The 18,957-nt window shown below is 38.8% G+C and carries 15 protein-coding genes and 1 tRNA gene; 7 read left to right on the forward strand and 9 right to left on the reverse strand.

Translation table 11 applies throughout. The features are described 5' to 3' along the window. Window positions 1-4 precede the first annotated feature (4 nt). Window positions 5-1,183, reverse strand: coding sequence for a peptidoglycan-binding protein (locus V4519_00215; GenBank protein ID MES2436417.1), 1,179 nt, complete (start codon window positions 1,181-1,183; stop codon window positions 5-7). Between the two features lie 21 nt (window positions 1,184-1,204). Here V4519_00215 and mutM point away from each other — a divergent pair, with 21 nt between their 5' ends. Beyond that, on the forward strand, window positions 1,205-2,119 hold the full coding sequence (mutM, locus tag V4519_00220; protein ID MES2436418.1) for a bifunctional DNA-formamidopyrimidine glycosylase/DNA-(apurinic or apyrimidinic site) lyase: 915 nt from the start codon (window positions 1,205-1,207) through the stop codon (window positions 2,117-2,119). Here the strand turns inward: mutM and V4519_00225 are convergent. Further along, window positions 2,116-2,613 (reverse strand): TrmH family RNA methyltransferase, encoded by a 498-nt coding sequence (locus V4519_00225; GenBank protein ID MES2436419.1) that lies wholly within the window; start codon window positions 2,611-2,613, stop codon window positions 2,116-2,118. The two genes, mutM and V4519_00225, sit on opposite strands and share 4 nt — an antisense overlap. A gap of 99 nt (window positions 2,614-2,712) precedes the next feature. On the opposite strand from V4519_00225, the gene V4519_00230 reads away from it, so the two are divergent. Then, window positions 2,713-2,785 (forward strand) — tRNA-Lys (locus V4519_00230). Between the two features lie 52 nt (window positions 2,786-2,837). Here V4519_00230 and V4519_00235 read toward each other — a convergent pair. From V4519_00235 to V4519_00260, 6 genes are all read right to left on the reverse strand, one after another. Next, the gene (locus V4519_00235; GenBank protein ID MES2436420.1) at window positions 2,838-5,834 is read right to left on the reverse strand and encodes a right-handed parallel beta-helix repeat-containing protein; all 2,997 of its coding nucleotides are present in this window, start codon (window positions 5,832-5,834) and stop codon (window positions 2,838-2,840) included. A 76-nt stretch (window positions 5,835-5,910) separates the two neighbouring features. Then, complete coding sequence (locus V4519_00240) at window positions 5,911-8,607, reverse strand: hypothetical protein (GenBank protein MES2436421.1); 2,697 nt, start codon at window positions 8,605-8,607, stop codon at window positions 5,911-5,913. A 79-nt stretch (window positions 8,608-8,686) separates the two neighbouring features. Continuing rightward, entirely contained in the window at window positions 8,687-9,409 is a 723-nt protein-coding gene (locus tag V4519_00245; protein ID MES2436422.1) for a hypothetical protein, read from the reverse strand. Window positions 9,410-9,426: 17 nt separating this feature from the next. After that, window positions 9,427-11,823 carry a DNA polymerase gene (locus tag V4519_00250; GenBank protein MES2436423.1) on the reverse strand — a complete coding sequence of 799 codons (2,397 nt, stop codon included), beginning with the start codon at window positions 11,821-11,823 and terminating at the stop codon, window positions 9,427-9,429. A gap of 7 nt (window positions 11,824-11,830) precedes the next feature. Beyond that, window positions 11,831-12,262: a tRNA (adenosine(37)-N6)-threonylcarbamoyltransferase complex ATPase subunit type 1 TsaE gene (tsaE, locus tag V4519_00255; GenBank protein ID MES2436424.1), complete on the reverse strand. Its 432-nt coding sequence runs from the start codon at window positions 12,260-12,262 to the stop codon at window positions 11,831-11,833. A gap of 96 nt (window positions 12,263-12,358) precedes the next feature. Beyond that, complete coding sequence (locus V4519_00260; protein MES2436425.1) at window positions 12,359-12,895, reverse strand: hypothetical protein; 537 nt, start codon at window positions 12,893-12,895, stop codon at window positions 12,359-12,361. Between the two features lie 138 nt (window positions 12,896-13,033). Between V4519_00260 and V4519_00265 the strand changes: the two genes are divergently transcribed. From V4519_00265 to V4519_00285, 5 genes are all read left to right on the forward strand, one after another. Further along, window positions 13,034-14,710, forward strand: coding sequence for an ATPase, T2SS/T4P/T4SS family (locus tag V4519_00265; protein MES2436426.1), 1,677 nt, complete (start codon window positions 13,034-13,036; stop codon window positions 14,708-14,710). Window positions 14,711-15,016: 306 nt separating this feature from the next. Then, window positions 15,017-16,036 (forward strand): Holliday junction branch migration DNA helicase RuvB, encoded by a 1,020-nt coding sequence (ruvB, locus tag V4519_00270; GenBank protein MES2436427.1) that lies wholly within the window; start codon window positions 15,017-15,019, stop codon window positions 16,034-16,036. 29 nt (window positions 16,037-16,065) lie between these two features. Next, window positions 16,066-16,596, forward strand: coding sequence for a YebC/PmpR family DNA-binding transcriptional regulator (locus V4519_00275; protein MES2436428.1), 531 nt, complete (start codon window positions 16,066-16,068; stop codon window positions 16,594-16,596). Window positions 16,597-16,598: 2 nt separating this feature from the next. Beyond that, window positions 16,599-17,090, forward strand: a complete 492-nt coding sequence (gene ruvC, locus V4519_00280; GenBank protein ID MES2436429.1) for a crossover junction endodeoxyribonuclease RuvC — start codon at window positions 16,599-16,601, stop codon at window positions 17,088-17,090. An 80-nt stretch (window positions 17,091-17,170) separates the two neighbouring features. Beyond that, window positions 17,171-17,425, forward strand: coding sequence for a hypothetical protein (locus V4519_00285; protein MES2436430.1), 255 nt, complete (start codon window positions 17,171-17,173; stop codon window positions 17,423-17,425). 49 nt (window positions 17,426-17,474) lie between these two features. Here V4519_00285 and tyrS read toward each other — a convergent pair whose 3' ends face one another. Then, window positions 17,475-18,893 carry a tyrosine--tRNA ligase gene (gene tyrS, locus V4519_00290; GenBank protein MES2436431.1) on the reverse strand — a complete coding sequence of 473 codons (1,419 nt, stop codon included), beginning with the start codon at window positions 18,891-18,893 and terminating at the stop codon, window positions 17,475-17,477. Between the last annotated feature and the right edge of the window lie 64 nt (window positions 18,894-18,957).

Here is an 18,957-nt window from a genome sequence, read left to right on the forward strand (position 1 = left end):
TAGATTAGAACAATTCATTAAGTTTTGCACGAGTCATTGGCCCTACTAAGCCATTTTGTGGAATTTTATATTTCTTTTGAAATGCCTTTACGCCTGTTTCTGTGCATGGACCGAAAGTCCCCGTACTACCACATGAGTATACTCCAGAATTTGTAAGCGCAGTTTGAAGTGCTGAGACATCAGATCCACTACTTCCTTTCTTTAAATCCTTCTTCCATGAATATGCGAATGTTGTTTTAGCTGGAGTTGAAATAGTGATTGGCTTTGCTGTGGCAGCCTGTCCAGTAGCATAGACATCACGATCGCCAAAGAATCTATGCACACCTAAGAATGTTTGCTGAGCTAAATCTTTTGCTACTTGTTCTTGAATAGCTAAATTTCTGTACTGAGGTTCATAAATATAACCATACTCAATAAGCGCAACAGCACTCTTTACCGTATCACGTGCTCCAATTGCAATAAGATCCTGATCCTCAACAACGCCTCGTGATTCACCAGGCAATGTACTTACACTATTCTTAAGAAGAAGCTCTCTCAAAACTGATTCTCCCAATACTGCACTTGTTCGGGCATTTGAGTACTGACTTTCAGGAATATACACAGCAATACCAGTATAATCCCCTACTTGGCCCCATGGTCGTCCTCCATGATCATTAATATGAAGATGAAGTGTTATATCAACATCATTTTCATTTGCCCATTTATTAATTCCATACAACCGAAGTGCGACTTCAGGACGAGCATCATTATGAGGAACATTTTCTGTTGTTTTTATTTCACCAGCAGAGATTTTTTGCTGATGGGCAGCTTTACTTGTTGTTATGAAATCCTGAATTTGCTGTCTATTATCTGTGAAGTAGTTTTTAAATGTTGGAGTATATCCCATCTGTGTACGCGTAATCTGCACATCTAGTCGTGGATCATTTTTTAAGTAGTCATACAAATACTGTCCAATAGCTACGACAACATCTGCTTCACGAACATCACCAAATTCAGTACCCCAATATTCATCATCATGTCCTGGCACAATAAGAATTTTTACTTTCTCACCAGTTTTTGTTGCTGTCTTATATTCATTTATTAGTTCTAATGGTGTTACGGCATAAGCATTTGAAGCACATCCAAGAATAAAAATCAGACTACTTATACTAAAGATAAAATATTTTAAGCTTTTCTTTTTCATACGTCTGTATAGTATATACCTATGCCCGAATTACCTGAAGTCCAAACTACTGTTGATGGGATCAATGACGTTGTAAAAGGCCTTACTATTACCGATGTTTGGACTGATTACAATAGCTTATTTCATGCCGGAAAGGATAATATCAAGAATCCTGAGTATTTTTCACAGTTTAAGAAAGATGTGGTTGGGTCAAAAATTAAAAATGCCTCACGTGTAGGTAAAAATGTACTCATTCATTTATCGAATAAAAAAACTATTTTGACCCACATGAAAATGACTGGGCACTATATGTATGGGAAATATGTATATAGAGATAAAATCTGGCAACCAGAAGCTCAAGACGGCCCGCTACGAGATCCATTTAACCGACATATTCACTTGGTCTTTAGCCTGTCCGATGGCAAACATCTTGCATTTTCAGACCTTCGAAAGTTTGCCAAAGTGTTCATCTTTGATACTGAAAACGAAAAAACTATTGAAGATCTGATGGGTATTGGGCCTGATCCCCTCGACTCTAGTTTTAGCTATGAAGTTTTCAAGAGCCAGCTTCTAAAACGCCCCACATGGAAAATAAAACTTGCCCTCATGAGTCAGGAACTTATTGCTGGTATTGGAAATATTTATTCTGATGAGATGCTCTGGGAATCAGATATCCATCCAGAATCTCATGTGGGTAAAATTCCTGAAAAGAATTTCAAAAAAATGTTTAGTGTTACTACTCCTCTCCTGCAACGTGGTATCGATTTTGGTGGTGACTCAGATTCAGATTACCGCAACATACATGGTGAATCTGGGAATTTTCAAAATAAACATCATGCATATCGTCGCACGGGAGAAGCTTGTGATAAAAAAGGTTGTAATGGCACAATAGCCCGCCTCAAAATGGGTGGCCGCAGTGCTCACTTTTGTGATATTCATCAAGTAAGATTTACCTAGATATTAAGCATTCTAAAGAGTGCAATACCAAGCGACACTCCCACGTTAAGAGACTCTTTCTTCCCTTTCATTGGGATTTCCGCAATAACATCACAGCGACTTAACAGTGAAGCAGGAATTCCTTCTACTTCATTCCCCACTATAAAAAGAACGGGCTGCTTTACCTTTACTTTCTTATAATCTTGAGCTTTTTTGTCTTGTTCTATTCCTATAATTTGTATTGGTTCCAAAAGAGTCTCAAGTTTTTTTAGTACAAATCCTGGAGTTTTAAAATACTCCCATTCTACAGAAAGCTCCCCGCCAAGAGACACTTTTGATAATTCTTTTACTTCTCTCCCAAAACGATCTACCGGAGTTGGTGTATATCCTGTGAGAAAAATCTTTTTTATACCAGCTGCATCTGCAGTTCGAAAAATAGAGCCAACATTATGAACACTCCTAATGTTATGAAGTAATAGATAACTGCTTTTTAATGGATTATTAGCTTTTGTCATATTTAGATAGATTTATAGGGACAATACTACGCAATATTAGACTTTTTGCAAAAAATAAGCTATATTTTTTGGTACCGCCTTGAGCGATCTCAAGGAAATCCGGCCATAGCTCAGTTGGTAGAGCACCTGCCTTTTAAGCAGAGGGTCGTTGGTTCGATTCCAACTGGCCGGACACGAAAAAAGCCACATACATAGATATGTGGCTTTTTGTTGGATTGTGAGATTTAAATACTTGTGAAGTTTAACTTTGTCTTAAACTGCTGTACCGCAGCCGCACCTGTATACTGATTTCGCCAATTATCTTTTGATTGATTTCGAGCTTCTGTGATGAATGCATCAAAGTTTGATGAAACATCTGGAGCAACAGTAATTGGTACATTTATAGAACCGTCAGGATATGTGAGCACACTACTTCGTTTTACCAGCCCTGAAAAATAATTCTTTCGTAGTACTACTGGATCTGCAGCATATTGATTTAATGCAGTAAGACCAAAGCGATTAATATCAATAGCTACGGGCCAGCTATATACAATGTTTCTTTCATAGACAAGATTGTGAATACCAATAGCGTCAGCTTGATAGGTACCAGTTCCTGTTTCCATAAGAATTGCTGGAAACTGAGTTGTAGTATTGAATGCAATTATGTTATCAGAGATTGTTGCAGCCTTAACGTTTGCTACCTGAAGTCCAATACCTCGATCATGGGTAGATGCACCTGAGTTTTCAATTTGAAGGTTGCCTATCATTACGTTGTTCTTCACCCTCCCCGTAATACCTCCCGGATGTGGTCGCCCACCACCATTCACAAGACCAAATGACATATGAATAGGATTTTTATAGAAGAAGTTGTTCTCTGATACTCCCCCACTTCGCAATTGCAATCCGTGACTTCCTGAACGAGAAATAATGTTATTTCGTACTGTAACGTTCCAGTTTATACCATGGATATATGCATTGTGAGTAAAGTTTGAACCATTTCCTCCAAACATATCTCTTCCGTTATTATCTAAAACGTTTTCTTCGATAAGCAATCCATCAGATCCATAACTATAGATTCCCTGGGCATAATCTGTACTTGCCATATCAGGATTGAAGTTATCGACAATTACAGATCTTCGAACTGTTAGATTTTTTACGACCTGCGGCTTTGTCTGTGAACTAAAATCACCAGTAGCTGAGAATGATATACCCTTAAAGAATTGATGAACCTTTAGATCTTCGTAAAGAAGATTCCCTCCACCAAATGATCCCTCATTGTTGATTCCTGTTCCATCATATTTACTTCCTCTAAACTCAATACTTACGATAGCGAGATTTTTAGTTCCAAGGCCGAGTCGTAATCCATCCCCACTTGGAGGAGCAATAATTGGTCGTGGGCCTGAACCATACGCAGCAATTACCATTTTATCTGAATTTGATCTTCCCGATATACCAACGGAACTAGCATGTGGGCCGGTGTAATTTTTTAACGATTCAGGAAATGTATCTCCACGTTTTAATAAAATCTGATCAGGATACCCACTTCGTACCATCGTAAAAGCTTTAGTCACAGTTTGTACTGGGCTGCCAATTGTTCCATCATTTGCGTTATTACCTGAATTTGCTACGTAAATTACTTTTGAATCAAGCTTTGGAGAAATATCTGTATATCCACTGACAACTGGTGGAGTAGGTATAGTTGGAGGAGTAACTGGTGGAGTCACAGGTGGAGGTGGTGGCACAACAACTACAATTAATGACGATTTTACCGCAGTTCCTCCTGGGCCGGTACAAGTAAGTGTATACGTATTATTTGATGAAATACCTGCGATAGTTTGAGAACCTGATACAGACTTTGTTCCCGTCCATCCACCTGATGCTATACATGAAGTTGCATTAGTTGAAGACCATGTAATAGTTGCAGCGCCTCCAGTAGTAACACTTGTAGGAGTACTTAGATATACTGAAGGAGCTTCAGCAACAATTGGAGCTGTTACTACAAATCGAATAGTTTGAGGTGTTCCAGCTACGAGTACTCCGCTACTTGATTTAGAAAATGGAATCATCTTTAGAGTATGACTACCGATACTTGGAGTCCATTGATTTGGCATTCCACCTGTATCACCTGCCATAAAGAACGGCCGAGATCCTTGATATCCAAATTTTGTTACCCCATCTAAATCAAATTGCACAGCAACTGTATTATCTGGAGCTAATGCCAAAATATTTAATTTATTTGTTGGAAGTAGTGATACATCAAAAGCAGCACCATCAGGTAATGGATTAAAGCCACTAATAGGAGTACTCATTTGTGCATTATACAAAACTGCAGATTGAATTGTAGCAACGGGAGTTGGAGGCGGTGGCGGAGGTAATGGAGCGGGTTCAATTGTAAATCGCATTACTGATGACTTACCAGGTACAAAAATACCATTTGATTCTTTATATGGCGTTATAGTAACAGTGTGCGCTCCAGGAGTTGGATTCCAATTTGCATAATCCCCACTAGCATCTCCCATAAGACTATATGGTGCCACAGATTCTGTTCTATAATTTATCTGACTATCATATCCAAACTGGACTTTGGCTAATTTTTCGCCATTTGCTGGTTCTACAGTCAGTGTAAATGTTTTTGTCTTAAGATCAGCAAGCTTAATCACTTCTCCATCTCGAATTATTGTATACCCGGAAATCTTAGTATTTGTTGTTGTATTAACAAGTGATGCAGTAGTGATTTGCGTAGGTGGTACAACATCTATAACAGTAAACTGTATTGATCGTGATGTACCTTGAACTCCTTGAGCATTCGCTTTTGTAAATGGAGTTGCTTTTACTACATGTTTACCAACTGGAGGAGTCCAGGGTAAATAACCTTCTGTCTCACCTCCCCCAGTTAAAGAATATGCAGGAAGTGCTTCTGTTTGATAATTTTGATTACCATCAAGAGCAAATCTCACACTTCCAGTAACTGCAGGATTTGTATTCGCACGCATACTAAGATTTTTTGTTGGCAACGTAGCAAGATTCAACACAGCACCATCTGCCATATTTTCGTAGCCGGCCACAGGCTTGCTTGTATCTGCATTAATAAGCGTAAAGCTGACGACATTTGGAGATGAGGCTGTTCCGATTGTTAGAGCACTTTGTGAAGTCGAGTTTTGTTGTATGAGTGTCCCGGTAACAATGAAGCTACCTGCGAGGACTAATGTAGTCAATGCAAAGAGTGATACTTTTTTTAACACAGTCAGTAATTTGTTACGTACTAATAATTTATGTAGTAATTATAATACGAATTCAACAGTTAACCAACGTAGAACATTAAAAGTTCAACCGAGTTTTTACATAATTATTTGCTGCTTGAGCAGTAAACTGATCTTGCCAATTATCTTTTGATTGATTTCGAGCACCGGCGATGAACGCATCAAAGTTTGCTGAAATATCTGGTGAAACAGTTATTGGAGGATTTACTGTCCCTGTTGGGAAACTAAAAATAGGGCTACTTTCCACCAAACCTGAAATATAGTTGTTTCTAAATACCACATTACTTGCTGAGTTTTTAGCTGTTCCACCTACGCTTAAGATGTAGCTATTTATTTCTACCGCTTTTGGCCATGAGTAAATAATATTTCGTTCAAAGGTAACATTATGAAGACCTGAAGCATCTGCCTCGTAAGCCCCTCTTCCTGGTTCCATAAGCAATGCAGTTCTATCAGTTGTATTAAATGCCATTATATTATTTGATATTGTGGCACTCTTAATATTTGCGAGAAGCATTGCCTGTCCTCGAGTTCCTGAATCAGTTCCATCTGGGACATCAATCTTTCTTGTTCCTATCATTACATTATTACTTACAGTCCCGGTTACTCCTCCACTCACCTGATATCCAGCACCGTGAACTAATCCAAATGACATATGGGTTGGATTTTTGTAGAAAAAGTTACCTTCTGCAATACCTCCACTTCGAAGCTGAAGGCCGTGACTTGCAGCATTTGAGCTAATGTTATTTCGGATAGTTACATTCCAATTGATAGCATTGATGTAGAGATTTTGATGGCGAGGAGTACCTCCCCAACCACTCGCATTTCGGCCGTTATTATCAATTACTGAATCCTCAATAAGTAGGTTATCTACTCCATAGGTATAAATTCCAGTTGCTTCATTAGAATCTGCAGGATCAGGATTATAGTTATCTATTACTACAGAGCGTCGAATAACAACGTTCTTCATTGTCTGAGTACTTGTGCGACTTGGTTTTGCTGTTGCTGAGAATGAAATTCCTTTACTGAATTTTTCGATTTTCACATCTTCAACAAGAATGTTTGATCCTCCTGTTGAAATACCTGTACTATCAATACCACGTTCTGAATACTTACCAATAAGATGGATCCCTACAATTGCAAGATTGCTTGTATTGTTAACCAATCTAATTCCGGGGCCTGTTGTTGGAGAAATAATTGGTCGAGCGCCTGTACCATATGACGCAATCACAAACTTCTCAGTATTTGAACGCCCAGAAATACTTCCAGATCCTGAAGTTACTCTCAAAGTAGTTGTCCATGTGTCACCTTTCTTAAGAAGAATCTGATCTGGGAATCCACTTCTAACCATTCCTAATGCTTTTGTAAAACTTTGAACTGGAGATGTAATTGTCCCATCATTTGAATCACTTCCACTAGAATTCGATACATAGATTACGCGTGAATCAAATTTTGGAGAAATGTTTGTATACCCACTTACAACAGGACTTGTTGGTGGTATTGGATCAGGAGTAACTACAGGTGGAGGTGTTGGTGTAACAGGATCAGGAATTGTAGGAGGTAGAGGAACCGTAACGGTTACAGAAACAGTTTTAGATGCTGTTCCCCCCGCTCCAGTACATACAATAGTAAATGTCTTACCTGTCGTTACGCCAGATACTGTTTCTGAACCTGATGTTGATTTTGTTCCAGACCAATCACCAGATGCTACACATGACGTTGCATTAGTTGAAGACCAGGCAACAGTAACATTACTTCCACTTTCAACTGATACTGGGGCACTCAAAAATACTGTTGGAGCCTCAGGGATAACAACAGGTGGTAAAACGGGTGGTGGAGTAACTGGTGGTGTAACTGGCGGTGTAACTGGAGTAGTTGGTGGAGTTACAGGAGCAGGTGCAACCACTCTAAATGAGATAGTTCGTGGAACACTTGATACAAAAACTGCCCCTGCCTGTGCATACTTAGTAATAGTAATAGTATGATTTCCTACTGCTGGAGTCCATGCATTTAAGACACCGTCACTATCCCCTGCTAATGAATACGGAGCATTTACTTCTGTTCGATAATTTATAACACCATTGTAATCAAACTGAACTTTTGCAATTGATTCACCTGCTGGTAGATTTAATTTAATATTAAGATTTTTATTTGGAAGAGAATTTAAATTTATGATATCCCCATTCTTCATGGATGAAAATGCTGGATACACAATTTGCGTATTTGTATTTACTAAAGAGAGCGTAAAATCCTGAGATGGTGCGCTTACATCAATGATCGTAAACTGTAGAGTTTTAGCTGTTCCTGCTGATCCAGCACCTGATAATCCAGTATATGGAGTAGCTTGCATAAGATGTTTACCAAGAGTTGGAGTCCATGCAGCATAATCTCCTGAAGCATCACCATACATAGCAAATGGTGATGTGTTTTCAAAATTGACATATGATCCACTATCCATTGAAAATTTTACACTCTTTATATAAGTCCCACTTGTATTTGCTCTAATATTAAGATTTTTGGTAGGTAATGTTGCTAAGTTGAGCACTACACCATCGGAAATTACTTCATATCCTGGTACGGGATTATTCGTATCAGCATTTATGAGAGTAAAACTTGTCACGGCAGGTTTCTCAGTACTGAAAAGACTTCCAATGGCAGCAGGCACAGACATTGGGTAATTAATAAGTGCTCCAGTGACTACAAAACTTCCAGCTAGGATCGCAACAGCAAGAACAGCGAGTAATGATTTTTTTAACACAGTGGGCAAATTAATAGTATCTTAATAATAGATATCATTATTATAGTACATATCTCTGCCACAACAAATGCATACCTGTCTATATCTCTAAAATATATTTCTCTAATGCTACATCAAATTCATGTATTCCCCTTCTCGCTTTGTGATAGATATCAACTAATTTAGCTGAATGCTCTTTTACTTCTTGTTCGGTATAATTTTTTAGAAATCCCTGAGATTTTTGAAACACAAATGGATTGAGTCCTGACTCCTGAGCTGTTTTTGATTTTGCTGCTTGAAGCATAGCTTTAATTTGCCAAAACAAAATCCCGTGAATCTCCTCAGGAGCTGAGTTATTCATAAGTGCCTTCTGGTAGAGCACCCACAACTGCTTTCTATCTCTTCGTCCTAATGCATCAGTAAGTGAGAATATATTAAAATCTTTATTCTTTTTCTCTGGTTCTTCTTTGAGTGAAAATTCTTGAACCTTCTCCGCATTCTTTTCAAATTTTGTGAGTTCTGCTTTGTTAAGTGTCCCTTCAAGGAATACAAAAATATTATCTGAAGCCGCGATGTCTTTAATTCTGGACATTATTTCTTCTTTCGCCTCTTTATTGCGAAAAACCATATCCATTTCAACAATAGTCTTTGAAGAAAAAAGTCCCATCCCTCCAATATATTCATCTAGATATGAAGGTTCAAATGTTTCGTCATTTATTTTCACATGTGAAGCATCTGGCTTTTTCTTGATAAGCGAACCCACAAGATCATGAAGCTTGTTGCGAGATTTAATTATATCTGAGCCGTACAATAGATAAATCATGCTGAATACAATACTAATTATTTAGATTCCATATCACCCCAGGTTGGTCCTACTGCCTTATTGGCAATTATTGGCACACCTTTTGTCTGCTCTAACGTAAGTGTCGTTTGCATAATATCTGGAATAATATCAAACGCTTCCTGAATTTTATCTTCCTTCACTTCAAAAATAAGTTCGTCATGTACTTGCAAAAGCATTCGCACATCATCTGTGAGTTTCTTTTTCTCAAGAGCTTCATTAATTCTGATCATCGCAACCTTAATCATATCAGCTGATGTCCCTTGAATTGGTGCATTAATTGCCATTCGTTCTGCAGATGCTCGAATAAATGGTAAGTGAGAATTGATACCTTCAAAATAGCGGCGACGACCAAGCATTGTTTCAGTGAATCCAGTACGTGCGGTTTCTTTTTTCACATCTTCAAGATACTGTGCAATTCCAGTAAATGTAGAAAAGTATTCATTATAAAATCTCTGGGCTTCTTCTCGAGTTCCTCCAAGATTTGCTTTGAGGGCATTAACGCCCATACCATAGAGAATTCCGAAGTTGATAATCTTTGCTTTACGTCGCATTTCTTTATCAACTTTTTCTGCAGGTACTTTAAAAACCTGAGCAGCAACTTCAGTATGTACATCTCTTCCAGATTTAAAAATTTCTATAAGCTTTTCGTCGCCAGAAATGACAGCAGCTAAACGAAGTTCGATCTGTGAGTAATCAAAAGCTACTAGCTTGAAGCCTTTTTCTGCAACAAATCCCTTTCTGATCTTTCTACCAAGCTCTGATTTAATAGGAATGTTCTGGAGATTAGGATTTTGAGATGACATACGGCCTGTAACTGCGCCGTTTTGTACAAATGTTGTGTGAAGCCGTCCATCTGCTTCTACAAGAGTTGGTATACTATCTATGTAGGTAGACAAAAGCTTCTGCAATTCTCGATACTGCATTATGCACTGAATAATAGGATGTAAATCGGCGAGCTTCTCAAGTTCTGATTCTCGAGTCGACATTGCTCCCCCGGCAGTTTTCTTTTGACCCTTGGCTTTTAGACCCATTTTCTCAAAGAGAACAACACCAAGTTGCTTTGGAGAATTTATATTAAATTCTTCACCAGCATGTTCCCAAATTTCTTTTTGGAGTCTGTCTAAATTAGTGTGATATTCAATACTTAAATTTTTAAGATAAATAGTATCCACCTTAATCCCCCGGGTATGCATAGCATCAAGCACAGGAAACAATGGAGCTTCTATTTCATTAAATATTTTTGAAAGACCCTTCTTTTCTATTTCAGCTAAAATAATCTTTCGAGCTTCAGAAAACTTTTTTGTCTTAGCAAATGCATAGATATCTTCAAGTTCTGGATTAGCAAGATTTGAATCTATAACCCATAGGGCCAAAGCTGTTTCTCGGAGTTCTTGAGCATCTATCTCTTCTTTATCTTTTTCTTCTTCCTGTGGTGTTTCTATTATGTCTCCAAACGCGTCGGTGTGACCCAAAACTTCTTTTACTCTAATACTCAAAGAGCGAAATTCAAGCTCAGTAAAAAGCTTTTCAACAGCATCCATATCTACAGCCTCTTTCCATTCTTTTTCAGGAATTTTAAAATCAATTGGTGCGTCACGTCGAATAGTAGCTAGCATTTTTGAGAACAATGCTTCTTCTTCCCCATCTTCTAAAAGCTGTGCTATACGTGGAGATACTCCTGCTTCTTTTTGAAACTTTTCTTTGTCTTTTTTAAGAGCTACATACATTTCTTCTATAGTTCCAAACTTTTGAATAAGAGTTGTTGCTGTTTTTTCTCCAATGCCTTTGATACCAATAATATTGTCTGAGGTATCACCACGTAATCCTTTAAAATCAGTGAGAAACTTTGGTAGAAATCCAAAGCGTTCTACCACGGCTGCCTCATCATATAAAATAGTATCTTTAATTCCCTTTCGAAGCGTGTAGACCTGCACTTTGCCATCTTTCACAAGCTGCATGGTATCCATATCACCCGATGAGATAACAATTTCATACTCATCATTTTTATCCATGATTTCACAAATAGTACCGAGCATGTCGTCGGCTTCAAATCCAGGCTTATCATATATAGGTATAGAAAACGCCTCAAAAATCTTTCGAGAACTTTTCATTTGGGCCACAAGTTCTGGATCTGCTTTTTTACGTCCAGCTTTATATTCTTTATAAGCTTCGTGTCGGTATGTGGCCTGAGGAAGATCGTAACAGGCAATAACATAGCTTGGCTTAAGTTCTTCAATGATCTTCATGATCATTGTTGATAGACCATAAAGAGCTCCTGTTGGCTCACCTTTTGAAGACGCAAAGTCGGGCATTGCATGATACGCTCGATGCAAAATTGCATGAGCATCGAGAAGGATAATTCGCTTTTTATCTGAGAGTTTTGGTCGTGGCATTGAGGTATTATACAACTTCTATATCTCTTGTCGTTTCATCCACAACAGTAAACACTATTTTCTGAATTTGTGTAGGTAAAATCCCTGATACTTTCTCTGGCCATTCTAAAAATATAAGATTTTTAGGGTTAGAAATAATTTCCTTCCAGCCTAAATTAACGAGTTCTTCTTCCCTATCCAATCTGTACGCATCTATATGAATAAGATGATCAAAAGTAGCATGATCCAGCTTATATATTTTTTCTATAATAAATGTAGGACTTGTCACTGTTTCGGTAACCCCTAAGGCTTCCGCTACAGATTGTGTAAAAGTAGTTTTACCAGCACCAAGGTTGCCATAAAGACCTACAAGAGTTGCCTGTGGACCGGGTATAAATGTTGCAACTACCTGTTTTGCAAGCGCTTTTGTTTGTTCAAGATTTGAGCATCGTACTTTCATATATAAGGCATAGTACCACAAACGAAAGGGCGCGCTTCACATCTTGCGAAGCGCGCCCGGTTGTACTTTAAAGAACCTCCTTGTTCTTTACCTGTTTTACTTGTTGTACCACGCACCGTTGCGTAGCACACGAGGGCCTGGGCCGCTCGATTTGGACGTGCCGCTCGAAGATTTGGTCTTCTGCTGCCTGTCCTGAATCGGAATGGCCGGTGGCGTGTAGGAACGGATGTCCCATCGCACCACCTCATGACGGATCTGCGCTCGGCGCCCGAGGACCTCGTTCTCCGCGAACCGAATGGCTCGTGTAGCAGCGTTCCCGAGGAACACCTGCTTCGGAGTGCCATAGCCTTCCTTGCGGAAGACCTTGGCTTCGAGGTGTACTTTGCCACCGGAAGCAGCATAGCCCACATCGACGCGAGCCGTCTCAGGGTACCCGATGATCGAATCCTTGAAGGAACCGTCGGGCTGCCAGATGTCGCAGAGGTGGCCATTGCCGTAGATCTCGATCACGGTATCAGCGATGCTGTTGCTGACCACCAATGTGTTGGAACTTGGACGAGGCCCTGTGCAGCCCACCGAAGCCGAAGCGACGATGGCGAGCAAAACGGCCGGAATCAGGGACGAAACACGCATGTCGGACTCCAAAAAACGCTGAAAAACAAAGATATTGAACGTGAAACCTCAGACCCAATTATAGCACTATTTACAGCAAAAGTCAATATATACTTATACACTACATTTCCCCTGTATTAAATGAGATAATGTCTCTATATGGTTGTCTTTGACGAAGAAAAGCAGGATAAAAAATTAGAAGATTTGCATCGCGATGAAGAAGAAGGATTAGCTAAAGCTTTATCAACACGATACGGTATTCATTATATAGATCTCACGACTGTTGCTATTAATAGTGATGCCCTTCGCGTGGTAAAAGAAGAAGATGCTCGAGACGCAACGCTTGCGGTTTTTGATATCGTTGGTAAAAAAATTAAAGTTGCTGTCCTTGCGCCTGGAAATCCAAAGACTGAGGCTATTCTTGAGGATCTTAAAACTAAGGGATACATTCCAACCCTCTACATGGTTTCTATTGATAGTCTTAAAAAAGTATGGGTTCGCTATAAAGACCTTTCTTTTTCTTTTGAAACAAAGGGTGGAGCTCTTGATATTTCTAATGACGAAATCACAAACTTCCTTAAAGATGTGCACAGTGTTGAGGATGTAAAACGACTTATCGACACTACCCTCACCCAAAAGAAGGGCTACAAGATTTCACGACTTCTTGAAATCATGATTTCAAGTGCTCTTGCCTTGAAAGCTTCTGACCTTCATATTGAACCTGAAGAAAAATTTGTCCGTATTCGATTTCGTATCGACGGCGTGCTTAATGACTTTTTGCACTTTGATCACGATACCTTCCGACTGCTCCTTTCTCGAATCAAATTGATTGCAGGAATGAAACTCAATCTTAACGGTGCTCAAGACGGCCGATTTAGTATTATGCTTGAAGATACTGAAATTGAAATTCGAGCATCAATTTTGCCAGGAGCATATGGAAACTCTATAGTGCTTCGAGTTCTCAATCCTAGTGCTATCAATGTATCACTCGAATCGATGGGTATTCCTCCAAAGCTTCTAGAAATACTATTAAGAGAAGTAGAAAAACCGGAAGGCATGATCCTAACCACAGGCCCTACCGGTTCCGGAAAAACCACTACCCTCTATGCTTTTTTACGCAAGGTTTTTAGCCCTGAGATTAAAGTTATTACTATTGAAAACCCCGTTGAATATCACCTTCCAGGCATCGTGCAAACACAGATTAATCCAGATACTGGATACACATTCTTAGAAGGTTTGCGTTCAGCACTTCGACAAGATCCCGACATTATCATGGTTGGAGAAATTCGAGATACAGAGACAGCAGAAATCGCAGTAAACTCAGCGCTTACTGGCCACTTAGTGTTCTCTACCCTTCACACAAATAATGCAGCTGGAACATTTCCACGTCTTATAGACCTTGGAGTAGATCCAAAAATTCTCACATCAGCACTTTCTGTTTCAATGGCACAACGATTGGTGCGACGACTTTGTACCTGTGCTGAAGAAATGCCAATAGAAGGCCGAGATAAAATTATTATTGATAGAATCTTGGGGACTATAAAAAATGTGAGTGAATACTTGCCTACAATTCCTACTATTATTGGAAAAGCAAAAGGCTGTGAAAAATGTAACTTCACAGGATATAAAGGACGCGTGGGAGTATTTGAAGCAATTCTTCGAAGTGAAAAAGTTGAACAAGCTATTCGAGAAAATCCAAGTGAGCGAGAAATTTGGAAAGCTGCTGAAGATCAGGGTATCTTAAATATGAAACAAGACGGAATTATTAAAATTCTCCAAAAAATGACGTCTATTCAGGAGTTAGAACGAGTGATCGACCTTGAAGCCGAGCTCTAGCAACAATACAAAACAAAACTGTGTATTGTGAAGTTGTGCCTTTTATAAAATAGCGTACTATTCTATATGTGGGCACAAGAAAATCCGCCCCATGAATCTCTAGACAATACTTTTAATAATGAACATTAAAAGTTAAATGTTTCTCTAAGTAGTACCACAGTACGTTACACAAGGTAACAACCAGAGTACACTCGAATAAACACTATGTAACCTCGGAAGGCTTTTTGTCTAGAGATTTATAGCGCGGATTTAAAAAAACATACCTCATCAATAGGTATGGATGTATACTATCACGAAACAATACCAATGTCAAGCGACTTTGAGCCACAAATTCCTCCGCAGGAAGATAAACTATTCTTAGATACAGCACTACGCCCTAGTCAGTGGGACGATTATATAGGTCAAAAAGCAATCAAGGATAATCTCAACATTCTTTTAACTGCTGCTCGTGAACGAAATACTGTTCCTGAACATATCCTTTTTTATGGCCCTCCAGGACTTGGAAAGACTACCTTGGCTCATCTTGTTGCAAAAGAAATGAACGCCCAAATTAAAGTCACCTCGGGCCCTGCTATTGAAAAGGTTGGTGATCTTGCATCAGTGCTCACCAATCTGTCTCCTGGTGATATTTTGTTTATAGACGAGATCCATCGACTTAATAAAGCTATTGAAGAAATATTATATCCTGCCATGGAATCAGGAAGTTTGGATATTATTATTGGTAAAGGTCCATCAGCCCGCACTATTCAGCTTGATCTTCCGCCGTTTACTCTTATTGCAGCTACAACACGGATTTCGCTTCTCTCTTCCCCACTTCGATCACGGTTTTCTGGAGGAGTATTTCGATTGGAATTTTATACTAATGAAGAAATCGAAGAAATCGTAAAACGATCTTCAAAAATTCTAACTATCGAAATTGGAAATGAAGGTGCTGCAGAAATTGCAAAACGCAGCCGTTCAACTCCACGAACAGCCAACTACTTTTTAAAACGCTGTCGTGATTATGCGCAAGTTCACAAAACCGATCTTGATAAAACAGCAGTAGATAAAGCTCTTGATATGCTTGGTATTGATGACAAAGGACTTACTGCTTCTGATCGATCTATCCTTGAAGCTATTATTAAAAAATACAACGGCGGCCCTGTAGGATTAAATACTATCGCAGCGTCTCTTTCAGAAGAGCAAGCAACAATAGAGGAATTTAATGAGCCATACTTATTGCAAATCGGTATGCTCGAACGAACATCTCGAGGGCGTACTGCGACTGACGCAGCATATACTCATTTAGGTATGAAACCACCTGAACGACAAGAAAAGTTGATCTAGCTACGCTCTATTGTTACTATAGTTACACTATGGCAGGACATAATAAATGGTCAAAAATTAAGCGACAAAAAGGTGCTTCAGATGCACAAAAGAGTAAGACATTTACTAAGCTCGTTCGATATATCACCGTTGAAGCTAAAAAATCCGCTGGTAATCTTGCTTCTCCAGGACTTGCAGCAGCAATAAAAAAAGCCAAAGAAAGTAATATGCCAAACGATACTATTGATCGTGCGGTAAAGAAAGCAACCACTGACAATTCTGCATCAATGGAAAACATTACTTATGAAGCGTATGGCCCAGGAGGTTGTGCGCTTGTTATTGAAACCCTCACTGATAATAGAAATAAAGCTGCTCAGGAAATCAAACATATTCTCTCTAAGAACGGCTTTGCATTAGCTGCCATGGGCGCTGCTACATGGGCATTTAAAAAAGAACATCAGGAATGGATTCCAGAAACAACAACTCCCCTTTCTCCAGAAGATAGCACCAAACTTGAAGAACTTATGAACGAGCTTGAAGAAAACGATGAGGTGCAAGAAGTATACACAAACGCTGAATAATCATGCGAATCATTGCTATAGATCCTGGCTACGAACGCCTAGGCATTGCCATCTTAGATAAAGAACCACGTGGAAAAGAAATGCTCGTATATTCTAATTGCTTTTTTACACCAAAAACAAAAGCCCATCACGAACGTCTAGCAATGGTAGCCGAAGAAATTGCTCGAATTATTAATGAGTTTAATCCAGAAGCGTTAGCTATAGAAACACTCTTCTTTAGTAAAAACACTACAACAGCGTTGCTAGTAGCAGAGGCACGAGGAGTAATACTTGCTGAATGTTCACGCAAAGGACTGAAAGTATACGAGTATAATCCGTCTGCTATTAAGATAGCCGTAACAGGACATGGTAAAAGTGATAAAACCCAAGTTACAGCTATGGTTGAGCGACTAGTAGCTATTTCAAAGCCTATCAAATATGACGACGAATATGACGCAATAGCCGTAGGAATAACGCTTTTTGCGACAGAACGATTTGGTTATCCACAAAAATGATTCTAAATATTTGCAAAAAAATAGCGGATTTGATACAACGAGGTGACAAAAAATTATAAAGATCATTTAGAAATAGAAAAATGGGTAAAGGCATGATTCAAGATGAATACACATCATTAGATGAAAACGAAGTCTCCTTCAGTGAATTAGAGGAGGACGAAGACGATGATGATAAAGATGAGGATGATGAAGAAGCTCCCATCACCGAGGATGATGACGACGATGCTGTAGATGAAGAAGATGAAGATTGGGATGCAGAAGATGATGCATTTGGAGATGAAGAGGATGCAGAAGATGATGCATTTGGAATCGATAAAGACGAAGAAGAATATTAAAATAAAAACACCCACACTGATCCAGTGCGGGTATTTTTATTTTAATATTTTATTTTACTACAATCTTTAAGAATCTACGTTTACCTATTTTGTATACTCCGTCTTGTTCTATTTTTTGAAACGGATCAGACACTTGAGTATCCAGTATCATTTCCGTCACAGCTCCTTCATCAAGTAGTCGTCGCCATTCAGTCTTAGATGCTATAATTTTTTCTGCGAGTAATACATCTACCAGCATTGTCCCCTTCTCCACCTCAGCTGATTCTACATTTTCTGGAATGCCACCTTTCTTAAATGTATTGTTGAAATTTTCTTCTGCTTTATCTGCCGCCAATTGTCCGTGATAGATAGCAACTATTTGTTTTGCTAATTTCATCTTAAGAATTTTTGGATTGAGATCTTTATCAGCAAGGTCTTTTTTTATATCTTCAAGTTCATCTGTTGGAGTAAATGTACAGAGCTCAAAGTAATTAAGAACAGATGTATCAGGAATAGACATTACTTTGCCATACATATCACTTGGTTCGTCTGTAATACCAATATAGTTATTAAGACTCTTAGACATCTTTTCTTTACCATCAAGTCCTTCAAGAAGTTTGAAAGAAAGTACTGCCTGAGGTTCTTGAGGCGGCATATTATTTTTCATTACAGTTCTACCCATAAGCATATTGAAGGTTTGATCTGTTCCCCCTACTTCAAGATCACAGCTACCGTAAATTGCATGCAGCACTGATGAGTCAATTCCCTGAAGCACTGGGTACATCATTTCATGCATGTATAGCTCTTCATTGTTTTTGATTCGCTGCTGAAACATGTCACGCTCAATAAGCTGAGAATGCGTTATTTTTCGGAGCGTCCACAAAAGATTACGCATGGTAATGACAGACACATTTTCTCGCATCTTCAAATCAGTAATTTGCATTCGAGTACTTTCAAACACAGCAGCCTTACCTATAAAACTATTACCATCTACTTCAATATGTTTCTGAGGATCGTTGTTGTCTGTAATAGATAATCGAGGATCATTTACTGTGAGATCTGTAATTGCTGTAAACCAATCTGAGTTTCGAATCCATGAAAAAACACGTGCATCAGTAAGCAAAATAGAATCTATCTGATCTAGATATGTCTTCATATTTTCAACTACTGCCGCCTGATCAATTTCTGGACGAACTTTGCTTTTACCTGTTGGATCACCAATCTGAGCTGTATAATCACCAACCAAGAAAATCACCTTGCAGCCCAACTCCTGAAATTTTCGTAATTTTCGAAAAACCACAGCATGACCCAGGTGAATATCTGGACGTGTTGGGTCAACACCAAATTTAATAACAATAGGCTTTGTATATTCCCCTCGAGCCTTCTTTAGGAGTTTTTGCTTAAAACTTCCATCTGGGTCGATAAATTCACCCACTCCTCGCTTAAGCAGCTCATCAATTTCTAGTTCTAGATTTTTTATATCACTCATACCGCATAAATTTAGCATATTAAGGCCATTTTGTCTTATATATGTATGTGATAGGATTAACCTA

Source organism: Patescibacteria group bacterium (genome assembly GCA_040387855.1).
GTDB lineage: Bacteria > Patescibacteriota > Minisyncoccia > Phycocordibacterales > JAKAEA01 > JAZKCY01.